Origin of the sequence: Alkalicella caledoniensis (genome assembly GCF_014467015.1) — a bacterium.
Classification (GTDB): Bacteria; Bacillota; Proteinivoracia; order Proteinivoracales; family Proteinivoracaceae; genus Alkalicella; species Alkalicella caledoniensis.
Map to the genome: position 1 here is coordinate 65499 of NZ_CP058559.1, position 19536 is coordinate 85034.

25 protein-coding genes are annotated in these 19536 nt (G+C 41.5%); all 25 read right to left on the minus strand.

The genetic code is table 11. The features are described from left to right. Nucleotides 1-378, minus strand: coding sequence for a phage head closure protein (locus HYG86_RS00335; RefSeq protein ID WP_484477032.1), 378 nt, complete (start codon nt 376-378; stop codon nt 1-3). Continuing rightward, the gene (locus tag HYG86_RS00340) at nt 332-604 is read right to left on the minus strand and encodes a head-tail connector protein (RefSeq protein WP_213167007.1); all 273 of its coding nucleotides are present in this window, start codon (nt 602-604) and stop codon (nt 332-334) included. Before HYG86_RS00340 ends, HYG86_RS00335 begins: the two co-directional genes overlap by 47 nt. A gap of 8 nt (nt 605-612) precedes the next feature. Then, nucleotides 613-792: a hypothetical protein gene (locus HYG86_RS00345; RefSeq protein ID WP_213167008.1), complete on the minus strand. Its 180-nt coding sequence runs from the start codon at nt 790-792 to the stop codon at nt 613-615. A 94-nt stretch (nt 793-886) separates the two neighbouring features. Beyond that, entirely contained in the window at nt 887-2077 is a 1191-nt protein-coding gene (locus HYG86_RS00350) for a phage major capsid protein (protein ID WP_213167009.1), read from the minus strand. A 12-nt stretch (nt 2078-2089) separates the two neighbouring features. Beyond that, nucleotides 2090-2806, minus strand: a complete 717-nt coding sequence (locus tag HYG86_RS00355) for a head maturation protease, ClpP-related (protein ID WP_213167010.1) — start codon at nt 2804-2806, stop codon at nt 2090-2092. Continuing rightward, nucleotides 2807-4042 carry a phage portal protein gene (locus HYG86_RS00360; protein WP_484477033.1) on the minus strand — a complete coding sequence of 412 codons (1236 nt, stop codon included), beginning with the start codon at nt 4040-4042 and terminating at the stop codon, nt 2807-2809. Nucleotides 4043-4067: 25 nt separating this feature from the next. Next, on the minus strand, nt 4068-5621 hold the full coding sequence (locus HYG86_RS00365) for a terminase large subunit (RefSeq protein WP_213167011.1): 1554 nt from the start codon (nt 5619-5621) through the stop codon (nt 4068-4070). 23 nt (nt 5622-5644) lie between these two features. Beyond that, nucleotides 5645-6157, minus strand: coding sequence for a phage terminase small subunit P27 family (locus tag HYG86_RS00370; protein ID WP_213167012.1), 513 nt, complete (start codon nt 6155-6157; stop codon nt 5645-5647). A 75-nt stretch (nt 6158-6232) separates the two neighbouring features. Further along, a complete protein-coding gene (locus HYG86_RS00375; RefSeq protein WP_213167013.1) occupies nt 6233-6442 on the minus strand; it encodes a gamma-glutamylcyclotransferase in 210 nt (69 codons plus the stop codon). A 10-nt stretch (nt 6443-6452) separates the two neighbouring features. Continuing rightward, nucleotides 6453-6641 (minus strand): hypothetical protein, encoded by a 189-nt coding sequence (locus tag HYG86_RS00380; RefSeq protein ID WP_213167014.1) that lies wholly within the window; start codon nt 6639-6641, stop codon nt 6453-6455. Next, nucleotides 6625-7446, minus strand: coding sequence for a hypothetical protein (locus HYG86_RS00385; RefSeq protein WP_213167015.1), 822 nt, complete (start codon nt 7444-7446; stop codon nt 6625-6627). The genes HYG86_RS00380 and HYG86_RS00385 overlap by 17 nt, the downstream gene beginning before the upstream one ends. Before the next feature lie 167 nt (nt 7447-7613). Further along, a complete protein-coding gene (locus HYG86_RS00390) occupies nt 7614-7925 on the minus strand; it encodes a hypothetical protein (RefSeq protein ID WP_213167016.1) in 312 nt (103 codons plus the stop codon). Then, nucleotides 7925-8116: a hypothetical protein gene (locus HYG86_RS00395; RefSeq protein WP_213167017.1), complete on the minus strand. Its 192-nt coding sequence runs from the start codon at nt 8114-8116 to the stop codon at nt 7925-7927. Before HYG86_RS00395 ends, HYG86_RS00390 begins: the two co-directional genes overlap by 1 nt. Before the next feature lie 107 nt (nt 8117-8223). Then, entirely contained in the window at nt 8224-8712 is a 489-nt protein-coding gene (locus HYG86_RS00400; protein ID WP_213167018.1) for a gamma-glutamylcyclotransferase family protein, read from the minus strand. A 141-nt stretch (nt 8713-8853) separates the two neighbouring features. After that, a complete protein-coding gene (locus HYG86_RS00405) occupies nt 8854-9780 on the minus strand; it encodes an amidoligase family protein (protein ID WP_213167019.1) in 927 nt (308 codons plus the stop codon). A gap of 106 nt (nt 9781-9886) precedes the next feature. Beyond that, on the minus strand, nt 9887-11137 hold the full coding sequence (locus tag HYG86_RS00410; protein WP_213169024.1) for a site-specific DNA-methyltransferase: 1251 nt from the start codon (nt 11135-11137) through the stop codon (nt 9887-9889). A gap of 310 nt (nt 11138-11447) precedes the next feature. Further along, complete coding sequence (locus tag HYG86_RS00415; protein ID WP_213167020.1) at nt 11448-11816, minus strand: HNH endonuclease; 369 nt, start codon at nt 11814-11816, stop codon at nt 11448-11450. Nucleotides 11817-11871: 55 nt separating this feature from the next. After that, nucleotides 11872-12021 carry a hypothetical protein gene (locus HYG86_RS00420; protein WP_213167021.1) on the minus strand — a complete coding sequence of 50 codons (150 nt, stop codon included), beginning with the start codon at nt 12019-12021 and terminating at the stop codon, nt 11872-11874. Next, the gene (locus HYG86_RS00425; RefSeq protein WP_213167022.1) at nt 12012-12440 is read right to left on the minus strand and encodes a DUF1492 domain-containing protein; all 429 of its coding nucleotides are present in this window, start codon (nt 12438-12440) and stop codon (nt 12012-12014) included. Before HYG86_RS00425 ends, HYG86_RS00420 begins: the two co-directional genes overlap by 10 nt. Further along, nucleotides 12440-12670: a hypothetical protein gene (locus HYG86_RS00430; protein ID WP_246451844.1), complete on the minus strand. Its 231-nt coding sequence runs from the start codon at nt 12668-12670 to the stop codon at nt 12440-12442. Before HYG86_RS00430 ends, HYG86_RS00425 begins: the two co-directional genes overlap by 1 nt. Further along, nucleotides 12670-13098, minus strand: a complete 429-nt coding sequence (locus tag HYG86_RS00435; RefSeq protein WP_213167023.1) for a DUF7768 domain-containing protein — start codon at nt 13096-13098, stop codon at nt 12670-12672. The genes HYG86_RS00430 and HYG86_RS00435 overlap by 1 nt, the downstream gene beginning before the upstream one ends. Next, nucleotides 13095-14489: an SNF2-related protein gene (locus HYG86_RS00440; RefSeq protein ID WP_213167024.1), complete on the minus strand. Its 1395-nt coding sequence runs from the start codon at nt 14487-14489 to the stop codon at nt 13095-13097. Before HYG86_RS00440 ends, HYG86_RS00435 begins: the two co-directional genes overlap by 4 nt. Next, entirely contained in the window at nt 14449-14754 is a 306-nt protein-coding gene (locus HYG86_RS00445) for a VRR-NUC domain-containing protein (RefSeq protein ID WP_425489232.1), read from the minus strand. Before HYG86_RS00445 ends, HYG86_RS00440 begins: the two co-directional genes overlap by 41 nt. Before the next feature lie 269 nt (nt 14755-15023). Beyond that, nucleotides 15024-17489: a virulence-associated E family protein gene (locus HYG86_RS00450; protein WP_213167025.1), complete on the minus strand. Its 2466-nt coding sequence runs from the start codon at nt 17487-17489 to the stop codon at nt 15024-15026. Nucleotides 17490-17542: 53 nt separating this feature from the next. Next, nucleotides 17543-19498 carry a DNA polymerase gene (locus HYG86_RS00455; protein ID WP_213167026.1) on the minus strand — a complete coding sequence of 652 codons (1956 nt, stop codon included), beginning with the start codon at nt 19496-19498 and terminating at the stop codon, nt 17543-17545. Between the last annotated feature and the right edge of the window lie 38 nt (nt 19499-19536).

The window sequence follows — 19536 nt, forward strand, 5'->3', positions numbered from 1 at the left end:
TTAGCCACTAGGCATCACCTCCTGGCCACGAATTTCAATCCACTTATTTTTGTATTTGATATTATCGATGGCAATGATATTGTATCTTTTATCGTTAAACAAAATCACCATTGAAGGCTCAATCCCTTTTACATACCGAATGGTAAACTTAACCGTATGCTCTGCCTGCACCTGGGCCGCTTCGTAAAATTCTCTACCATGAAGATGGCTTGCTGCTGCCCATACTGTCTTTACATCCTCCCAGGTTTCTATTTCAAATCCATTTTCATTCACGGTAACATTTTTCTTTTGAAAGGTAATCCTATGTCTTAATTCTCCAATCTCCATAGCGTCACCAGCTTTCTTTTCTGTAAGGACTAAGAAGTCTTTTGATGACATCAAGGGTAGTTTTGAAGCCTTCTCCTTCTCTTTTTTCATACATTGAAGCTATGGAAAATAGGACTGCATTTTTCACAAGCTCTGGAACCTCTTCAAAATCTGTTAAAGGGTATCTTAGAATCCCTTCACAAAGTTCTACTGATGCTTCTATCAAAGATGTAATAAGGGAATCTTCTTCATCTCCATCGATCCTTAAATATAATTTAACTTCATCAAGTTCTAGCATCTTCTCACCTACCCATCGGTTTTAGGCTTCGTAGTGCTGGCTTTCTTTGGCTGTTCTTTTCCTTTTACTTCTGTAGCCACACCAGCTTCAATCCATTCTTTTGCTTTTTTATCTTCCAGCTCTACTTCTTCACCTTTTTTATAACTAAAGTCTAAGCCTGAAAGGGATGTCTTTAATTTTACTTTCACCCATCTCACCTCCACTTTCTTTAAAACCCTTAAAGAGAGGCATAAAAAAAGACCTCTCTTTAAAAGTCTTGGGGTATTCTAATAATTAATTTTTCTATGCAGACTTCATGGTCAGTACCTTCACCGCTTCAGGAAGGATTAGTTTTCCATCTACTCTTTGGTAAGCCCTAAAGCCTACTTGACCACTTGCAGCATAAAGTTCACTTAATCTTTGGAAACTTCTACCCTGTCTATCTGCAATCCAGTAGTAGGAGTAATCTCCAAAGGCTAGGGCTTTTTCTCCTGCAGCAATCTCTGGCATAAAGGTTGAAGTTTTCACCGGATTATTTAAAATCTTATCCGGCACTCCCACCTGTACAGATGGCTGCCAGATATATTGCCCGTTGTCATCCTTAAGCTTTCTGATGGCCTTAGCAGTACTATCATTGAGTAACCATGTGGCATTTTTTCTATAAGGTTCCCTTAGTGAATGCCAAAGGTCAATCACCTCATCAAAGGTAATGGCATCTGCCACAACACTTGTCACTCCAACTTGGGCGGAACCCAGAACTCCCGTTGGCTTATTGGTTCCATTCCCTTTAATAAAGGCTTCCTCTTCAGCTGCACCAATACGTCGGGCAAACTCTGTGGCAATATAGTTCTCAAGATTAAAGACACTGTCATTTAAAAGCTCCTCTGAAATCTTGATAATGGTTCCAAGTTTATGGGCACCTAAAATCACCTGACTGAAGGTATCGTCACTTTCAGTAAAGGCTCCACCTTCTTCAATCCATGAAGCTGTTCCCTTAGAAGACACTACTGGGATCTGTCTGTCTCCATAGGATGTGGTGATGACCTTAGCAAGAGTTCTCATAATATTGGCATCGTTTAGAGCCTGAATTAAGATGGCTTCAAACTCATCGGGAACAAGATAGCCCCCTTCTGAATCCTGGCCAATACGAAGGGCATTTTCTGCCCCAAAGCTCCCTTTACTTCTCATGGCATTCCAGAAGGCATTTTTGTATTCCTTCGATCCTTTACCTTTTCTTTCCGGCTCATCTGGATTCATAGGGTTCGATGCAATAGGGTTACTTGTTGCCCTTGAAAGTTCTAAATCAAGTGCAGCTTGCCTTTCAAGTCTTTCCACTTCTTTTCCAAGGGCCACTACCTCTGCTTCCATCTTTTCATAGACTGCTTCATCCTCTGGTGCAATCAGACCATCTTTGCCACGCTTTTCATCGAGAAATGCCTTCGCATCTTCCCACACCTTAGCTCTTTTTTCACGTAATTCTAAAATTCTATTCATGATCCATTCCTCCTATTTTAAAAGTTCTAGCCTTTTGGCTAAATGTTTGTACTCAGTTCCCTTTTCTGTTGGCTCAGTTTCCTTTGACTCCTTACTTTGCATAGGTTTTACCCTTTGGAATTTCCCTAAGAAGTTATTGGTTACTGTCACTTTGTCAAAGATAAAGCTTGCAGTAACATTTTCAGAAGCTACTGACTCTTGATACAAGACTTCATCACAAAACTTAAGCTCTAAGGCTTTTCCAGCACTCATCCAGGTTTCCCTGTCCATCATTTGGGATATCTTGTTTCTAAGTAGCCCTGTTTTGGTTTCATAGGCATTGATAATCCCTTCTTTTACTTCTGAAAGTATCTCGATACCACGCTTCATGTCCGACGCTTCTCCCCACACAATTGTGGATGGGTTGTGGATCATTAGCATGGCCGTGGGAGACATGTACACCTTATCCCCAGCCATAGCAATAACTGATGCGGCGCTGGCTGCAATGCCATCGATTTTTACAGTGACCTTGCCTTTGTATTCCTTAAGCATGGTATAAATCTGTGATGCCGCAAATACATCGCCACCTGGCGAGTTAATCCAAAGGGTGATATCATCATCTGCTTCTTCAAGCTCTGCTTTAAATTCCCTAGGAGACACTTCATCATCCCACCAGCTTTCTTGGGCGATATATCCATCGAGATAAAGTGTTCTCCCCTCTTCGTTTTTCACCCAGTTCCAAAATTTCATCTAGGCTTTCCCTCCTTCCTCATCATTATTTACATCCTTCTTCGCATAAGCGCCGATGTCTTCAAGTTTTAGCATATTACCGTTTACAGCATAAACATCACCGTGTTCAATGGTATTTAAATCTTCTAGCTCCCTGACATCGTTAGGGCTTAAGAAGCCATTTTGAATACCAATGCTGTAGCCTTCCATTCTTGTCTTGTAGTCTCCACGAAGAAGTCCTTCTACATTGTGCTTTATAAAGTAATCCTTCTTTTCAGAAGGAGATAACAGGGATTTTTTCATGGCCATCTCCCAGCGAGAAAGCCATGGTGTTAATGTGTATTTCACAAACTCTAAACTCTGCTGCTCTATATTTGAAAAACTGGATTTCTCAAGATCTCCAATCATATGAGGTGGTACTCTAAAAATACGGGCAATTTCATTAAGCTGAAACTTCCTCGTCTGTAAAAACTGTGCCTGCTCCGGCGGTATTCCAATCGGCTTAAAGCTCATGCCTTCCTCTAAAACAGCTACTTTATGGGCATTGCCACTTCCGGCATAGACACTGTTCCAGCTTTTTCTAACCCTTTCAGGATCCTTTAGGATTCCTGGATGCTCTAACACCCCACCGGGATTAGCTCCGTTATTAAAAAAATTAGCTCCATATTCTTCAGTGGCTATGGCCATACCGATAGCATTCTTTGCCATAGCGATGGGCGAGTGTCCTAAAAGTCCGTCAAAACCTAGTCCTGGAATGTGGAGGATTTCGAAACTTCTAAGAATATGTTCCTGCCCTTCTTTAGAGTAGCTATAGTAAAGCTCTCCCCCTTCACTTCGGTGGACCGTCATCTTGTCAGGCATTAGGGGATAAAGGGCCATAACTTTTCCCCTACCATCACGAATCACCTGAGCATAGGCATTTCCCCAAAGTAAAAGATGACCCATCAGTGTTTCTCTAAACACAAATGAAGTCATCTCTGGATTCGGCTCATCATGGAGCAAATGATATAGCGGGTGGTCTACAGCTTTTTCCTTTCCCTTATCTGTTTTTTGATAGGTGTGTAGGGGAAGGGATGCAATGGTCTCTGATAAAATCCTTACACAGGCATAGACAGCTGTAGTTTGCATGGCACTTTTTTCATTGACCACTTTTCCGCTTGATGTAGGACCAAAGAAAAACTGGTAGGCGCTTTGCCACATGTTGTTTTTAGGGTCTGCCCTCGACCTAAATAGTTTTGATAATACGGGTATTTTCAAATGTTATTCACTCCCTTCATCATTTCTAACCAAATATAATTAAATCTCTTTCATCATAAACCGAGTCATCTCCTGATGGATTAAACTGCGCTCTAGCAAGGGCCATAATCAGGGCCACTATACCATCGATTTTTTCTGAGGATTTTTCCTTATCCACCTTGATATTTCCAGCTGGGTCTGTCCTGACCACAATATTATCTGCCATCCATCTTAAAACTGGATGACCGCCATGGGCAATTTGTCCACTTAATGTTAATCTCATTAAGTCCTTTGTTGGTGGGGACATATCCTTAAATCCCTGACCAAAAGGCACTACTGTAAAGCCCATTCCTTCTAGGTTTTGACTCATTTGTGTTGCTCCCCATCTGTCATAGACGATTTCCCTGATATTATATTTTTCCCCTAGCCTTTCAATAAACTTTTCAATAAATCCATAATGAACCACATTACCTTCTGTCAGTTGAAGCAGTCCCTGTCTATGCCAGATATCATAGGGAACTGCATCCTTTTTTACCCTTTGATGTAGGGTCTCTTCTGGTAGCCAAAAGAAAGGGATAATCTGATATTTATCCTCTTCGTCATCTGGTGGAAACACTAAAACAAAGGCTGTAATATCTGTGGTAGAAGATAAATCCAGTCCTCCATAACAAACCCTGCCCTTTAGTTCTTCCGGATCCACTGGATAATTACAAAGGTCCCATTTATCCATAGGCATCCACTTGATTTCCTGCTTAAGCCACATGTTTAAACGGAGCTGTTTAAATAGGGCTAAATCTGCTGGGTCATCTTTTACTTGGTTATAATGTTCTCTTACTCTTTCTATTTGAATGGTATGGCCAAGACTAGGGTTGGCTTTATACCAGTTGTTTTCATCTGAAATATCTGCATCGTCTTCCAGTCCATAAATAATTGATAGGAAAGTAGGGTCCACCCTTTTACAATCTAGAATATCCTTTGCCTTTTGGTGCATCTCCCATCCATAGCCAGAGAGTTTATTCCCGGCTGTTGTGAGATATAAAAAGAGAGGCTGGGTTCTAGCATCTCCTGAACCGGTAGTTAGCATCTTTGCAAGGTCTGGATTAGGATAGGTCCAAATCTCATCGAGAATAACACAGGAAGCATTGATACCGGATTTTGATTTAACATCAGAACTTAAAACTTGATAAAAGCTTCCCGTCTTTGGATAGGTGATTCTCTTAGTTGACCTGACAAGATTGGTCACTTTTGATAGGGTTCTATTCCCTTCCACAAAGTTCATACTGGTATTAAAGATAATACTGGCCTGCTGTCGATCACAGGCAGCCACATATACTTCAGCATTTGGCTCTCCGTCGGCACATAACATATAAAGGGCAATGGCTGCGCCGAGTTCACTTTTCCCATTTTTCTTGCCTATCTCTACATAAGCGGTACGGTATTGCCTTGTTCCATCTTCTCTTAAAGTTCCAAATAGACGCCTTACCAGATCCTTCTCCCAAGGTAATAATTTAAAAGGCTGACCAGCCCATTTGCCTTTGGTCAGCTTAAGTTGTTCTATAAAATTAATGGCGTGATTTGCATGGGCTTCACTAAATGGCATCTGGCCTCCCTCCTTTTTTAGCTTTAATCATCATCCTTCTTGTTTAAAAGATCCTCTGCCTTTGGTACATTGAAAAGTAAGTCTTCCATGGCATCCCCTTCGATGACGTTTCCAGAATTATTAATATTGAGCCTGCTTCTTGCCGATGGACTTAGCCCAAGTTCCGAGCAGAAGTTTCGCATCTGTTTTAGATTTTGCTGGGCAATAGATACCTGGGGAATCTGCTGAATATAACCTGAAGCAGTCTTTAAAATGGATCCATGCTTTGATATAAATTCCTCTGCCTCTTTCCATCTGGCATAGGCCTGACAATACCCAGCAAAGGCTGCCATATCTACTTGAGTCAGTAGCCCCATGGCTTCAAGCTCCTTTGATAATCTTCTCCATTCCTTTTTAGCATCTGGCTCCAGCCATGACGGGCATTTTGGCGCTCCTTGCTTAGGCTTTGGTTCGTTTTTATTCAGTGGTCTTTTTCCAGGATTACCTTCTAGCTCCTTAATAGCTGTAGGCTTTGGTGGCCTTCCTCTACCTGCCATAACTTTCACCCCCTTCATTTTCTCCAAAGAAAAAAGACCCGGAGGTCTTCATTCATCTTTTAGTTTTTGTTTGCGTTATTTTCCACGGATACCTTTATAATTGAAGTTCCCTTTCTTTATTTCTTCATTATCTGCTTCTACAGCTTTTTTGTATTCAGGGTCCTTGGTTTCCTTATCCTTACAGCTCATACAAAGTACGTCTTCACTAAACATGGACATAATCCGTCCACCTTTTAGGCTTCCCTTGCACCGGTCACAATGTTTCTGACTAAAAAATTTATCCATTTTCACCCTCCTATTCTACATCCACATATTCCATCAGTACCTGCAAGGCTTCATCATAGCTCTTGGCTTCAGTTGTAATCTGCCTAGTCATCTCTTTTGCCTTTTCAGATTGCCCTGCTTTTTTAAGGGTTCTTGCAGCAATCCCCATCAGATTAAAAATGTTACCGTCTTCCCCTATCAGTCTACATTTGGGTTTCATCTGAAGCACCTACCTTTCTAAATGCACCACTTCCCTCTAAATGTTTTAAAAGGGTCTTTCTGGTTTCCTTAAACTCCGGTCCATTCATGCCAATTCGTATAAGCCAAGTTCTAAGGGCGTACTTCGGATTGTCATCTTGAGCCTGCTTAAAGGATGCTCGGTTCAGTGTTTTAGCGTATTCAGCTATAAGGGCCACTAAGTCTTTAAAGGCGGATATCCTTTCATCGCTTAGGTCTGATCCGTAAAGGTAAAAGCTCAAGGTTTTCTCTTCAAAGTTGATCTGAAGTCCTGGGCATCTTTCAGCACCTAGCCTTTGAGTGACCTTTTTAAGTCCCTCTAAATCTAAGGCTTCTTCTTTATTTAAATCCTCTGCAAAATCCTCATCCATAAAAGGTTCATCTGTCTCAAAGGCCATCATGATTAATTGCTGCTTGCTGTAAAGCATGTTAAGGATGTTCTTAAGGCTTGTGGCTGTGTGGTCCCCTATGGGAAGTTTTATTTCTACACCCTCTAGTTCCTCAAGGGTAGGAGCTGTTGCTTCATTTATCCCTTCTTCCCATGTATTAGGTTCTTCCCCTGCATTAGCTTCTTCTAGATTTTCAGTAGATTCTTCTATTACTGCCTGATTTAAAATTTCATCCATGGTGATGGTCTCCCCATCTGCTTTTGTAATATCCCCGTGTCTATCGATTGTGTATACTTCAGTTGCTGTTTTGATTTCATAGGCGAAGCTTGGTACACTCAAGTATTTTGGCTTAATCCCAAAGTGTGCTCCTATTCTTTTGGCCATCTCTTTTCTATCCATTTTCATACCTCCCTGCGTTTTTGGTACTTACATTAATCACTCTAAACACAGGATATAGCAAGTCATTTGTGAAAATATAAAGCACCTAAATATCCACTCTCGAATCGTTAATCTGATATTTTGATGCACTATCTAAAAAAGGGCTCTATGCCCTTCTTTAAGCGTTACTATATTTCAAGACCGGTGTAACGCGGGTAAGAGTACCCTTCTGTATTTACCAGAACCTTCTCGCCGGTGTCGATGTTGACTACCCTAATGCATCTGACCTCACCTTCTTGATTGACTCCGCCATCTTCCGCAGTAATCCAATCTTGGTCCTTAAAAAAGTCTTCTGCAAAGTTCCTAAATTCTTCGTCCTTTAAAATTACTTCTCTGGTAATGGTGTAGGGCTGCCCATTTTGTCCATCTTTAATGGCTTGATGGGTAAGCTCCCTCAGTTCCTTTAAATCACAAACCTTTCTTCCAAATAACGCTCTCATTATTTCACGCCTCCCACTTTTTTGAAATGCCCTGTTTCTAAAAATTCCTCCATCTCTGAAGGTGTGTAAATCAGGCATTCATCATCGCTTTCTTTAATGGGTGATAAGATAAAATCTTTTCCCCATCTTCCTGCGATCTCATATGCCTTTCCACTCCTGGTTTCAAATCTGTCTTTTTTCTTAATCATCATTTCTCTGATCTCCTTAAGATTTCTTTGCTTTGGGTACTACCATTAATCACTCGAAATCTACATAATAGCAAGTACAATCTTGAGAAATGATGATTCTTTTTTTAGGGCTATAAATACTTTGGTGGGTGCTTCATAATGGCTTTTTCACTAATGGCTAAAGCATCGTCAATAAACTTTAAATCAAACCCTGCAGCTTCATATCCTTCTTTTACCGTTTCAAGATAGCTCCTACTTGGAATGTTAAGATGGATCCTATCAATAATCTTGTCCGTCATAATGTACACCATGACCTGAGGGGTTGTTCCGTCTTCCAAGGTTACTTTCACATCTTCCTTTTCATAAAATCTTGGGTAGCCTTCGTAATAGTCTAGAGCCTTTTCGTCTTCCGGCTGAAGCTCCCAAATGAGTACTGGAACCTTGCCCCCACGTTTCTTTTCAATGGTGCAATAGGCACTGCCCTCTCTACCTTTAAAGAGTAGCCTGTAGCCTTTTAAATAACCTTTTCCATAAACCTTAGCAGTAGGGCATCTCATGGCCATTTGCTCCAAGTTTAGATTTGACCCATAGGCTGCATTTAATCTTTTTTCCACTTTCATATACACTCCATCCTTTCTCAAAGGGCCTTTTCTTCCCCTTAGCTTCCCCTGTGTGGGCTTTATACTTAAGATGGAAACCCTTCTACCACCTAAAGAGCGGTTTCCCGCTCGGTGGCTTTAAGGGCGCCGCTTTTTGTTTATCTATGCGGCTGTGCGAAATCTCCAGGCTGCACTTCCATCTAGGTGTTTGCAAAGGTGCTCTCTGCAGTTTTTGAAGTCGTCTCCGATAAACCCGATTCGGTTTAGCCAGGTTCTCATGGAAAACTTAGGGTTTTCAATCTGTGGCTTCTTGCTGCTGGCACTCTTTTGGGTAAGGGCCTGGTGGTTCATGGCTAGGGCAAGGACCACGTAGCTTCTTATCTTTCCTGCGTGAAGGTTTGGGTTGTTAAATCCCCTAAGTTCAACTGTTCCCACTCCGTTGAAAAGGCTATGAAGGTTTAGAAAATGGTATCTGCTTTGGTGGTAGTGTCTTTCTCTTCTGTCGCTGTAGCCTTGGTACCAAATGTCCTCAATCTGCTTCATGGTAGTTGGCTTTTTCTTGTTCATTCTCTCCACTAGGCTCTGGTCCATCTTTTTGCAATACTGCATTCTGCGGCGTTCTATCTGTAGGGCTTCGTATAAAAGGTCGTTTCTTGAGTAAATGATGTTCATAAAATTTCTGATGGATCTTGGGGTGTGGTCTCTGCCGTCAAGGTGGATGTGAATTCCGGTGCAGTTTTGCTGCCCTGAAAAGGCCCCTGCTTTTCTAAGCTTTCTTATCATCTCTTGAAGGCTTTCTATGTCGTTTTCGTAGGTTAAGATCGGGCTTACAAGCTCTACGCTGTATTCTTTTGAAGCGGAAACCTTCTCGCCCCCTACTTTCTTTTGGGTGTTGATGCTTCCGTCATACATGATTTTCCATTTGCGTCCATCTGGTGCTGTTATTCTAAAAGTTTTGTAGTAGTCATTAAGTTCTTCAATGGTTCCCCCTAAATGCTCTGCTACAATTTTGGCTGCTTTTCTTCTAGTGATTCCTGTCATTTCAATTTCAATTCCTAGGTTGCTCTTTAAAAAATCTTTATTTTCCATGGTATTTTCCCCTTCCTTGTTTTGGTGTGTTTCTTTGGTCATGTACATATATCACTCACACCAACTTATATAGCAAGTTATATTTGAGGAAAACACTGTATTTTATTTATACATCTTCATTCTCAGAAGGTTTCTCAACATCACTAATATGAACCTTTTCACCATCACGAAGGACATATACATCCTTATCAGTCCCGACTTGGAGAATGAACCTTTTAACGATAACAGTGGCGTATTTAGGATCAAGCTCTAGGGTGTTACAAATTCTATCCACCTGCTCACAGGCAATTAAGGTTGAACCGCTGCCCCCAAAAATATCAAGGACAATGCCATTAACCTGAGATGAATTCTTTATAGGGTAGCAAAGTAGTGGAATCGGCTTCATCGTTGGATGTTCTCCATTTTTCTTTGGTTTATCGTAATTCCATACGGTGGTTTCTGCCCTTCCAGTAAACCATCTATGTTTCCCGCCTCTTAGCCAGCCAAAGAGAATCGGTTCATGGATCCAGTTATATGGACTGCGGCCAAGGACCAGTGAGTTCTTTTTCCAAATACACACACCACTAAGATGAAACCCAGCCTCTATAAAAGCTTTTCTAAAGTTAAGCCCTTCTGTATCTGCATGAAATACATAGATGGAACCTCCGGGTGCTGTATGCTCTGCCATATTTTTAAATGCTGATAGTAAAAAGGCATAAAAAGTATCATTGTCCTGTTTATCATTTTGAATCTTAAGACCGCTGGCACTTTCAAAGTCCACGTTATATGGCGGGTCTGTCACCACAAGGTTTGCTTTTTTCCCATCCATCAATGTAGCAACATCTTCAGCCTTTGTAGCATCTCCACACATAAGGCGGTGTCTTCCAAGAAGCCAAATGTCTCCTGGCTTTACAAAGGCAGCTTCTTCTAAGGCCTTATTCACATCATAGTCATCATCTTTTGCATCCTTATCATGAACCTGGCTAAAGAGGTCTTCAATTTCTGCAGCATCAAATCCAGTTAAGGTAACATCAAAGTCCTGTGCTTCTAAATCTTTTATAAGGTCTGCTAAAGCCTCAAACTCCCAGTCGCCTGTTACTTTATTTAGGGCCACATTAAGTGCTTTTTCTCTTTCAGAGGATAGCTTGACCACCACACATTCCACTTCATCATGGCCTTCCTCTAAAAGAATCTTATAGCGTTGGTGACCACCTACAATGTTTCCCGTTTCCTCATTCCAGATGATCGGCTCCACATAACCAAACTCCGTCATGGACCGCTTTAATTTTTCATAGGCTGGATCCCCTGGCTTTAAATCTTTTCTTGGATTGTATTTAGCCGGGTTAATTTTAGATACTGCCACTTTTCTTATATTCATGTCTTGATTCACTTTTATCCCTCCGTTTCTTTGCATTAAAAAAGCCCGTGACCACTGTCATCAGGCTAAAAACTGCTGAAAATGCTATCTATATAGTCATTTTTCAGTGTTATATTTACTTAAATTTATGATCTAGTTCATCTATTTACTATTCCTTTTAAAGCTTGTAACCATGCCTGTTTCATGGGAAACGCCCTCAGCCGATACTTAGGCTAAAATCCCTGATATACCCCCCTTGTGATTTTTGCGATTTTTCACAGAAGACCCCCGCACGTTGTTGGAAACACAAGGCTGTAGAGATTTAGACCCCCTACCCCCGTCTTTTTCCTGGACTGTTGCCAAAACCACCATCTTCTTTGGCAGTCTTCTTTGAATGACAACTTTTACAAAGTGGCTGCCAGTTTCTTTTGTCCCAAAACAGTGTCCCGTCTCCTCCATGGGGTTTAATGTGGTCCACTTCTGTTGCAGGAGTAATTCTACCAGTTCTTTCGCAGTGAGTACACAGGGGATGCCTTCTTAAGAAATCTTTACTGGCTTTTCTCCACTGATAGGTATAAAGCTTTGAGCTTTTCTCGTTTTGTTTTCTAGTCATTTCTTTTTTATGTCCTTCGCAGTATCTATCATGGGTTAAGGTTTGACACCCAGGATAGTTACAAATGCTCTTTGGTTTCCAGGGCATCAAGTTCACCTCCAAATATCATTCTTAAAAAAGGTATAGAAAAAGCTCCAGTTCATTAACCAGAGCCTTGATCCAAGAATGCTGCGTTTCCTAAGATTCGAATCGATATAACGTAGGCGTATGCTACAGCATATGGTGTTCTAGGATTTTCTATACCTTTACACCATATACTATAACACACATCCATAGTCGCTTTCAGTCGCATTTAGTCGCATCTTTTATCTTCTTAACTTCTTTTATCGCCTTCCCATGGATTCGAAATACGGTGCTTCTATCATAGCCCATAGCCAAAGCAATCTCCTCCCAGTTTTTCCCGCACAGATATCTCATCTCTAACAAGAGCTGATAATTAAGGTCATCAATCTTATTTATGGTTTCTTGAATATCTTTTTTTAGTTCCACAAGCCTGTCAATGTCAGCATTGATTTCATGCTCTAAGTCAATGACTTTCACGATGGTATTTTCCATTCTACTTTTTTCAAAGCTACCACCAGAGATCTTTTCCTGAGTAAAGCTTGTTGTAACTTTCATTGAAAGACTTTTTAAAGTTGCTAATTGTTCAAGTTTGCTATCTATCATCTGGTCTAGCCAGATTGCTTGAGATAAATATTCCTTTGCATTCATTAGCCCACCTCCACATCATCTAACAAACCCATCTTCCCTCCGTAATAAATCTCCATTATATTTCTTTGGGTTGCAGGATCAAGAGACTTGATTCTTTTAAATACACGCTCTTGGTCTTCTAATATCTGTGCTTTCGTTTTAAAGAACCCACAACTTGTCCCTTCACACTTTTTAACTTTTAAAGCCTTACATCTACCGTTTTTATAAGCAAAGCATTCTTTTTCCATCATCACTTTTCTCCCTCTCTTTCCTTACATTCATTTGAAAAATATCTAATTGGAATGTTCCATCTTTTAGCTTTCTTTATCTCTACAGCCATGCCAGGTGATACTCTATCTCCAAAGACCCAAACTTCATGGCATTTACCAAGTAGCACCAGACCCATATCAATTCCTAGCTGTCTTTCCTTTGGATCTCCTTCCTCGAGGAACTGTGGGTACATAAGATGGGTAATAATTGGTACTGCATTTTGAGTAGCTGCAAATCTCCCGTACCTTCTTGCCTTTAGAATGTTCCCTTCTATATCCCCTGCAAAGGGACTGCAGATAAACACGATCTTTTTCTTCCTCTTAACCTTTTCTTCTTTTTCTATATTTGTAAAGGCTTCATAAACCGTTGGGTCATGATAACCTTCAGCATTAAATTTATTTACACTCATTTGCTTTCTCCTCCATTCTTATTGAGTTTCATTCTGACCTTCACTGCTTCAATCAAAGCTTTCTGGCCAGTCTCTTTATTATCGAGAGCCTGCATGACTCTTTCATCGATAGTCAGCTTGGTTAAAATATGGTTGATGATGACCGTATGCCTTTGCCCTTGGCGCCACAGTCTGGCATTGGCCTGTTGGTATAGCTCAAGGCTCCAGGTAACACCAAACCAGATGATAGTGCAACCTCCCGATTGAAGATTCAGTCCATGTCCAGCAGAAGCTGGATGGCAAAGGGCAATCGTCATTTCTCCCCGATTCCATTTGGCAATGTCTCCTGAGGTATTAATCTCTTCAGCTTCAAAACGCTTTCTAATGCGATCCCTTTCATGTCTGAAGCCATAGTAAATGAGGACTGGCTTGCCATTGGCCGCTTCGATTAAATCCTCTAGCGCATCCAGCTTACGATCATGGATGTGCTGCACATCACCGTACTCGTCATAGACAGCGCCGCCTGACATTTGCAGGAGCTTATTTGAAAGGACTGCTGCATTGGCAGCATCCACATCACTTTCCTCTAAAGGTAACAGTAGATCTCTTTCTAGCTTTCGATAAAGGCTCATCTCTTTATCTGAGAGCTCTACTTCAATTTTGTTAAATATAATTTCCGGCATTTTCAAATACTCAAGAGCTTTCATACTAATACAGATATCAGAAATCTTATTATAGATTTTATCTTCCGCATCATCGTTTAAGGCATAGTCTGTTGGGATGCCTCCATTGATGTACTTTTGTGGGTGGAAGTATCGTCCTCGATAACCGCTAAAAGTCCCTCCAAGTCTCTCCCCACAATCTAAAAGATAAATCTGACTCCAAATATCTAATAGCCCATTGGGAGCTGGGGTTCCAGTCAGCCCAACAATCCTTTTGATCTTATGCCTAACTTTCTTAAGTGCTTTGAACCGCTTGGCTGAAGGAGACTTAAAACTCGAAAGCTCATCAATGATGACCATATCAAAGGGCCAGTCATTTTTATATAAGTCTACAAGCCAAGGAACATTTTCTCTGTTGATGGTATAGATATCTGCCTTTTTATAAAGGGCCATAGTTCGCTCCTTCTGATTACCGAGGACCTTCGATATCGTTAATCCCTTTAGATGATCCCATTTTCTTACTTCATCCAGCCAAGTAGTGCTGGCCACTCGAAGAGGTGCAATCACCAGTACCTTCGATACTTCAAACCGGTCATGAAGTAGATCTACTAATGCCGTCAGTGTTATAACACTCTTTCCAAGTCCCATATCCAGGAATAACCCTGCCGATGGATTCTCCAAAATGAACTGGGTGCAGTGGACCTGGTATTCATGGGGTTTGTAAACTTCTCTGGCTTCCTGCAATCCCATCCACCACACCTCCTATATCTTCCGGGCTATCTAAGCAATACACCAAAAACCCTAGCGACTCCAGCTCATCTTTTCGCTTTATCTGATTGGGCCTCATCTTCTTGCCAGGAGCCTTCACTTCAACAAATCCTATCTTTCCAAAAGGCATGAGCACCAGCCGGTCAGGCACACCATTTATTCCAGGGGAGATAAACTTAAAAGCTCTACCACCCCTTCTTTTCACTTCTTTTACGAGCATCAGCTCCAGTTCTTTTTCCGTCATCATTTATCGCCACCCTCCATCTTAAAAGGTCGATTACTTTCCACGATTTTTTTCTTTGTAATTAAGTCTGTAATTATCTCTGTAATTAAGGGGTTAAAAACTCTTACGCGCGTATACCAGCGTAATTAGGTCATTATTAGTATTAATTACTTACTTCTTACTCTATTGGTTATTCTTAATTACATAATTACAAATAGCTCTTAACCCCTTGTGATTACAGACTTTTTGGCTGTAATTAAAAATTGTAATTATCTTTTTTCTCATTACGCCCGTTACAAGTCACTGTCATTTGACCCCTGTTCTCTTGTAATTAAATCTTCCTCTCCATTACGCACCCGACAGAAGGTCTTTTGATTACCGTATAAAGGAAACCTAGTTTGACCTTGCTTGTTTCCGGTGTAACTTTCCCAGCTGCCGATTCGCATCAGAACACCGATGATTTCATATGAATCCTGACGTCTTAAGTTAGTCTTATCCTTTCCAAGACACTCACACCAAATCTCATGGACGCAGACTTTGTCTCTTCTTTTTTTCCCTACCGGCATCTCTGATCCAAATTCACTCTGCCCTGCTAAAAAGCTTCTTCGTTCATAAAGATCCATGTTATCCCAGTTTTCAGGAAGCAAGGTATCCAGGTAATCTCTAATTAAACCTTCTCTGTCATCGGCTTCCATTGCATCTCTTTGTTCTTCAAGGGCCATGAGTTCTTCATCGCCTTTTAGTATCATGTCTTCACCGTCTTTATATCTAGCAAGAGCCTCTGCCCAAATCTGATCCACGTCTTGTATATTCCAGACACTTTTTTTACCACCACTTACCCTTACCGGCCAGAATCTTCTATTACCTGTGATGTCTCTTAAGAAACCGCTGATGTTATTGGTGCTTCCCACAATAATGCACTGTCTTGGATGGTTCTCTACATTCACACCATAACTGTGTCTAAACTTATCATCTGTTCTGGTAATAAAAGACTTAACCGTCTCTACATCTATCTTTCTAAGACCTGCCAGCTCTCCTAGCTCTAATATCCAGTAACCTTGTAGCTTTTCTGCACCTGCTTTATCTCTCATATCCGATACTGTTAAACTGTCAGAAAACCATGCACCGCCTAGCTTTGCGAAGAAGGTGGATTTCCCAATTCCCTGGGGTCCATTTAAAACTAAGATGTAGTCAAACTTTGTACCCGGCTCATAAATTCTTGCTACCGCTGCCACTAAAGTCTTTCTCATAACAGCCCTTGTGTATTTGTTATCTTCTGCACCTAGATAGTCGATCAGAAGCCTATCCACTCTCTCATTTCCGTCCCAAACAGGTAGCTGGTTTAGGTAATCCTTGATAGGGTGAAACACCCGCTCGGATGCAGCGGTCAGTAGTGCATCTTTAATCTTTGATGGAGACCAGATGCCGTAGTGTCTGTCAAAATACATCCGTAGATTGGCAAGGTCCGCATCGTTCCAACCGTCCTTCACCTGCTCCCATGGTAACTTTCCATTGACATCCATCAGGTGCTTCATCTGGTTATATGCGATGCCTTGAAGTCTTGGGTCAAAGCGCATGATGGTTAAGATGTTGGTGGGTGTATCTTTTACACTTCCGTTTTTATTAAGATCCAGTGACAGCTGCCAAGATAGGTCATCCTCACTCTCATCTGTTTCAGTTTCTTGACCTTCCCTTTCACCCTTTGGCTCTCCATTAAATTCTTCTCTTAACTCTTCCTCTCGCTCTTTTGCCAGCTGGGCCCTCACCCTTTCATCCTGGGTACAGAACTCTTGCATGGCCTTAAAGGATGGTAGTTGTTTTTTCTCATCAGCATCTTCATCAAGCTCCCCAAACTTATGGATCCGAACTAAATCAAATGCGTTACACAGTTTACCGCAGGCAGGGTCTGTAGCATGATGGGAATAAGCATAGCGATTGTTGTAAATTACCACACCTGCAGTAGAATCCGCTGGAATGTAGTCATAGCGCTCCGGCATCACACTGGGTGTGTAAACTTCGGATAAATACACTTCAATCGCTTCTTCTAATGAATAAGCCCTGCAAAATGCTCCGATCATACCATCCTTCTTTAATGGATCTGCTTGTTTTTGCATCAGCTTTTGAAGTAGTGTTGTCTCCCTTGATGATACTGGCCAACTTGAAGAGTCCTGCCAGTTCTCATACAGCTCCAAAATAGTATCAGGATTTAATAAATCCCCTTCAATAATTCTAAAAAAGTATTCTCCATCAGATGATGTGCTGGGCCAGTACATTAAACGATTGGGTTCATAGGTGGTGTCATCGAAGACCTCGATATCAATTTCCTTTGCAATTTTTCTACTGATAGCCTGATACTCATCTGCACTGACTGGTCTTGCTAATGGAATGATCAGTCTGAGCCTTGGCTTTTCCTTTGTGTGTTTATGGGTGGAGTAAATACAGCAGGTATATCCATAGAGAAGCTCAATATTTTCTGCAATCTCTACTGCGTCCTTTCCATGGTCCATATCTAGGGTTAGCATAGACCTGTGGATGATACTTTCCTTTCTCCGTCTTCCGTCCTTAAGCTTTCCAGCTACAAATCCCCCTACATCTTTGATGTTGTCTTGCTGGTACTTTTTCATCTTGCGATACTCTTCCTGAGTTTCGCTGGTAACCGTAGTCTGGGAGAGCTTTTTTGTAAACTCTTCCCATGAGACGGTCTTTTCTTTCCAAACTTTATCTTTACGGCTATTGCCGGTTGATATAATAAATTTCATGGCGTCCTCCTTTACTTCAACTTGTCTTTATCAGGAATTGGACTTCCTTGGTACTAATCTTTCTGGTAGAAATCACATTCATAGCCATCAGCTGCTAGTGGTAGCCCTTTCGCCCATGCTGGTGCAATTCCCATGATTTCACAGACTTTCTCAACCGATGATTTTCCATTTGGAACTTCACAAATCACCTCATCATGGACATGAGCGACAATCTTAAATCCTGCTTCATCAAGCCTTAGCAATGCATGAGCTAAAATATCTCTGGCTGTTGCCTGTACGATATTCTCTACAATTTTGGGTCCATAGGTTTCTATCCGTTCCCACTTTCTTGTAGTACCAATGCCTTCATAGGTCAGACCTTCACGACCAAATTTATTAAGGGCAAGCTTTGGTTTCACATAAACCAGATCCCGGCCTGATGGCAATGTCACAAAGAGCATGCCGCTTTTACAGTTAAACAAGATCCCATGGGTTCGGGTTTTTGTTCTTTCTTTGACGGCTGTGATGGCTGCCCTATCAATGTCCCACCAAAACTGAACAATTCTTGGATTAGCATTTCTCCAGTTGTCAATTAATCCTTGAAGTTCGTATTCTTCAACTCCCATCTCTAAAGCTCCCATAGATTTCAATGCACCTACTCCTCCACCATAACCACAAGCAAGCTCTGAAACCTTCCCCTTTTGTCTTAAGGGACTGCCTTTTTTGACTTCCTCAATGGGCACATGAAACATCATGGAGGCAGAAGCTTCGTAGATTTTCCCGTGAGAGGCGAATACCTCTATGCGCCACTTCTCCCCAGCAAGCCAAGAGATGACTCTTGCTTCTATGGCTGAGAAGTCAGCTACGATAAAACGATGGTCTTTTTTGGGGACAAAGGCGGTTCTAATGAGCTCTGATAAGACTCCTGGTGTGTTTCCAAAGAGTAGATCGATATCTTCAAATCGGCCTTCCTTCACCAGATCTCTGGCAAGCTTTAAGTCAGGTAAGTGATTCTGTGGTAGATTTTGCACCTGAACTAAGCGCCCTGCCCATCTTCCTGTTCTATTGGCTCCATAAAACTGTAGCAGTCCATGAACTCTTCCATCAGAACATACAGCTCTCTCGATGGCTTCATATTTTTTAACACTGGTCTTTGCCATAAGAAGCCTTAGTTTAAGCGCTTCTTCTACCTCTCCCTCTGTTTCATCCACCAGCTCCTTGACATTCTTTTTTGATAAACTTTCCACTTCTACTCCACGTTCTGATAGCCAGGTCTTTAGCTGAGCTACAGAGTTTGGATTTTCTAGACCCGTTAATTCATAGGCCTTTTCTGTTGCTACTACAGTAAACTGCCTGTCACAGGAAATGGCCTGCATCACAAAATCCATATCTACCTCAAAGCCTCGGTCGTTGATGCGCTGATCCAATTCATAAAGGGCTTGTTCAGTTTCCCGTATAGGGTAGTCTTTAATCCTTTCTCTTATAGCCAGTTCCACTTCAACATCTCGGATGTTGTACTGTTTAAATAGCTCCCATTTCTCCGGTGCATCTGATGGCAGGTTTCTTTCCCTTCCCCCATTGGCTGCAGTGGGTTTACACGGTAGACAGAAGTATCGAATCAGTGCTTTTCCTTCTGTCATCTTCTGTTCTTTTAGGTTTAGTACTTTTGCTACCCCCTCCAGGTGGAGAGGAAGTCCAAGCATTGCTGCCTGAACCTCACTGCATCTCCACGAAGATGGGTCAAGGTAGATTTCTTTACCAAGTTTCTTTGTTAAATACCTCATAAGGGCTACTCTCTCAAAGTTGGCATTAAATGCGGTCTTGATAACCTTTGGGTTCTGAAGTGCATCCAAAATCTCTGTGCTAAGGCTATCCCCACTGGCTAGATCAATAAGTTTAACTGGCTCACAGTCTATGCTGTAAGCAAAGAGTAGTATGTCAAAATTAGGGCTGTCGGTGTAGCGGTAAACGCCACACTTACCAAGGTCAATATCTGAAAATGTCTCAATATCAACGCTCATTACTTTCATGGCATTACCGCCCTCCTTCCTATTAATGATTGTTCTTT

Bases quoted from the DNA above. Each gene is read 5' to 3' on its own strand.
- HYG86_RS00335 (WP_484477032.1), bottom strand. From the start codon at position 378: ATGTCATCAAAAGACTTCTTAGTCCTTACAGAAAAGAAAGCTGGTGAC.
- HYG86_RS00340 (WP_213167007.1), bottom strand. From the start codon at position 604: ATGCTAGAACTTGATGAAGTTAAATTATATTTAAGGATCGATGGAGAT.
- HYG86_RS00350 (WP_213167009.1), bottom strand. From the start codon at position 2,077: ATGAATAGAATTTTAGAATTACGTGAAAAAAGAGCTAAGGTGTGGGAA.
- HYG86_RS00355 (WP_213167010.1), bottom strand. From the start codon at position 2,806: ATGAAATTTTGGAACTGGGTGAAAAACGAAGAGGGGAGAACACTTTAT.
- HYG86_RS00365 (WP_213167011.1), bottom strand. From the start codon at position 5,621: ATGCCATTTAGTGAAGCCCATGCAAATCACGCCATTAATTTTATAGAA.
- HYG86_RS00370 (WP_213167012.1), bottom strand. From the start codon at position 6,157: ATGGCAGGTAGAGGAAGGCCACCAAAGCCTACAGCTATTAAGGAGCTA.
- HYG86_RS00375 (WP_213167013.1), bottom strand. From the start codon at position 6,442: ATGGATAAATTTTTTAGTCAGAAACATTGTGACCGGTGCAAGGGAAGC.
- HYG86_RS00380 (WP_213167014.1), bottom strand. From the start codon at position 6,641: ATGAAACCCAAATGTAGACTGATAGGGGAAGACGGTAACATTTTTAAT.
- HYG86_RS00385 (WP_213167015.1), bottom strand. From the start codon at position 7,446: ATGGATAGAAAAGAGATGGCCAAAAGAATAGGAGCACACTTTGGGATT.
- HYG86_RS00390 (WP_213167016.1), bottom strand. From the start codon at position 7,925: ATGAGAGCGTTATTTGGAAGAAAGGTTTGTGATTTAAAGGAACTGAGG.
- HYG86_RS00395 (WP_213167017.1), bottom strand. From the start codon at position 8,116: ATGATGATTAAGAAAAAAGACAGATTTGAAACCAGGAGTGGAAAGGCA.
- HYG86_RS00400 (WP_213167018.1), bottom strand. From the start codon at position 8,712: ATGAAAGTGGAAAAAAGATTAAATGCAGCCTATGGGTCAAATCTAAAC.
- HYG86_RS00405 (WP_213167019.1), bottom strand. From the start codon at position 9,780: ATGGAAAATAAAGATTTTTTAAAGAGCAACCTAGGAATTGAAATTGAA.
- HYG86_RS00410 (WP_213169024.1), bottom strand. From the start codon at position 11,137: ATGAATATAAGAAAAGTGGCAGTATCTAAAATTAACCCGGCTAAATAC.
- HYG86_RS00415 (WP_213167020.1), bottom strand. From the start codon at position 11,816: ATGCCCTGGAAACCAAAGAGCATTTGTAACTATCCTGGGTGTCAAACC.
- HYG86_RS00420 (WP_213167021.1), bottom strand. From the start codon at position 12,021: ATGCGACTGAAAGCGACTATGGATGTGTGTTATAGTATATGGTGTAAA.
- HYG86_RS00425 (WP_213167022.1), bottom strand. From the start codon at position 12,440: ATGAATGCAAAGGAATATTTATCTCAAGCAATCTGGCTAGACCAGATG.
- HYG86_RS00430 (WP_246451844.1), bottom strand. From the start codon at position 12,670: ATGATGGAAAAAGAATGCTTTGCTTATAAAAACGGTAGATGTAAGGCT.
- HYG86_RS00435 (WP_213167023.1), bottom strand. From the start codon at position 13,098: ATGAGTGTAAATAAATTTAATGCTGAAGGTTATCATGACCCAACGGTT.
- HYG86_RS00440 (WP_213167024.1), bottom strand. From the start codon at position 14,489: ATGGGATTGCAGGAAGCCAGAGAAGTTTACAAACCCCATGAATACCAG.
- HYG86_RS00445 (WP_425489232.1), bottom strand. From the start codon at position 14,754: ATGATGACGGAAAAAGAACTGGAGCTGATGCTCGTAAAAGAAGTGAAA.
- HYG86_RS00450 (WP_213167025.1), bottom strand. From the start codon at position 17,489: ATGAAATTTATTATATCAACCGGCAATAGCCGTAAAGATAAAGTTTGG.
- HYG86_RS00455 (WP_213167026.1), bottom strand. From the start codon at position 19,498: ATGAAAGTAATGAGCGTTGATATTGAGACATTTTCAGATATTGACCTT.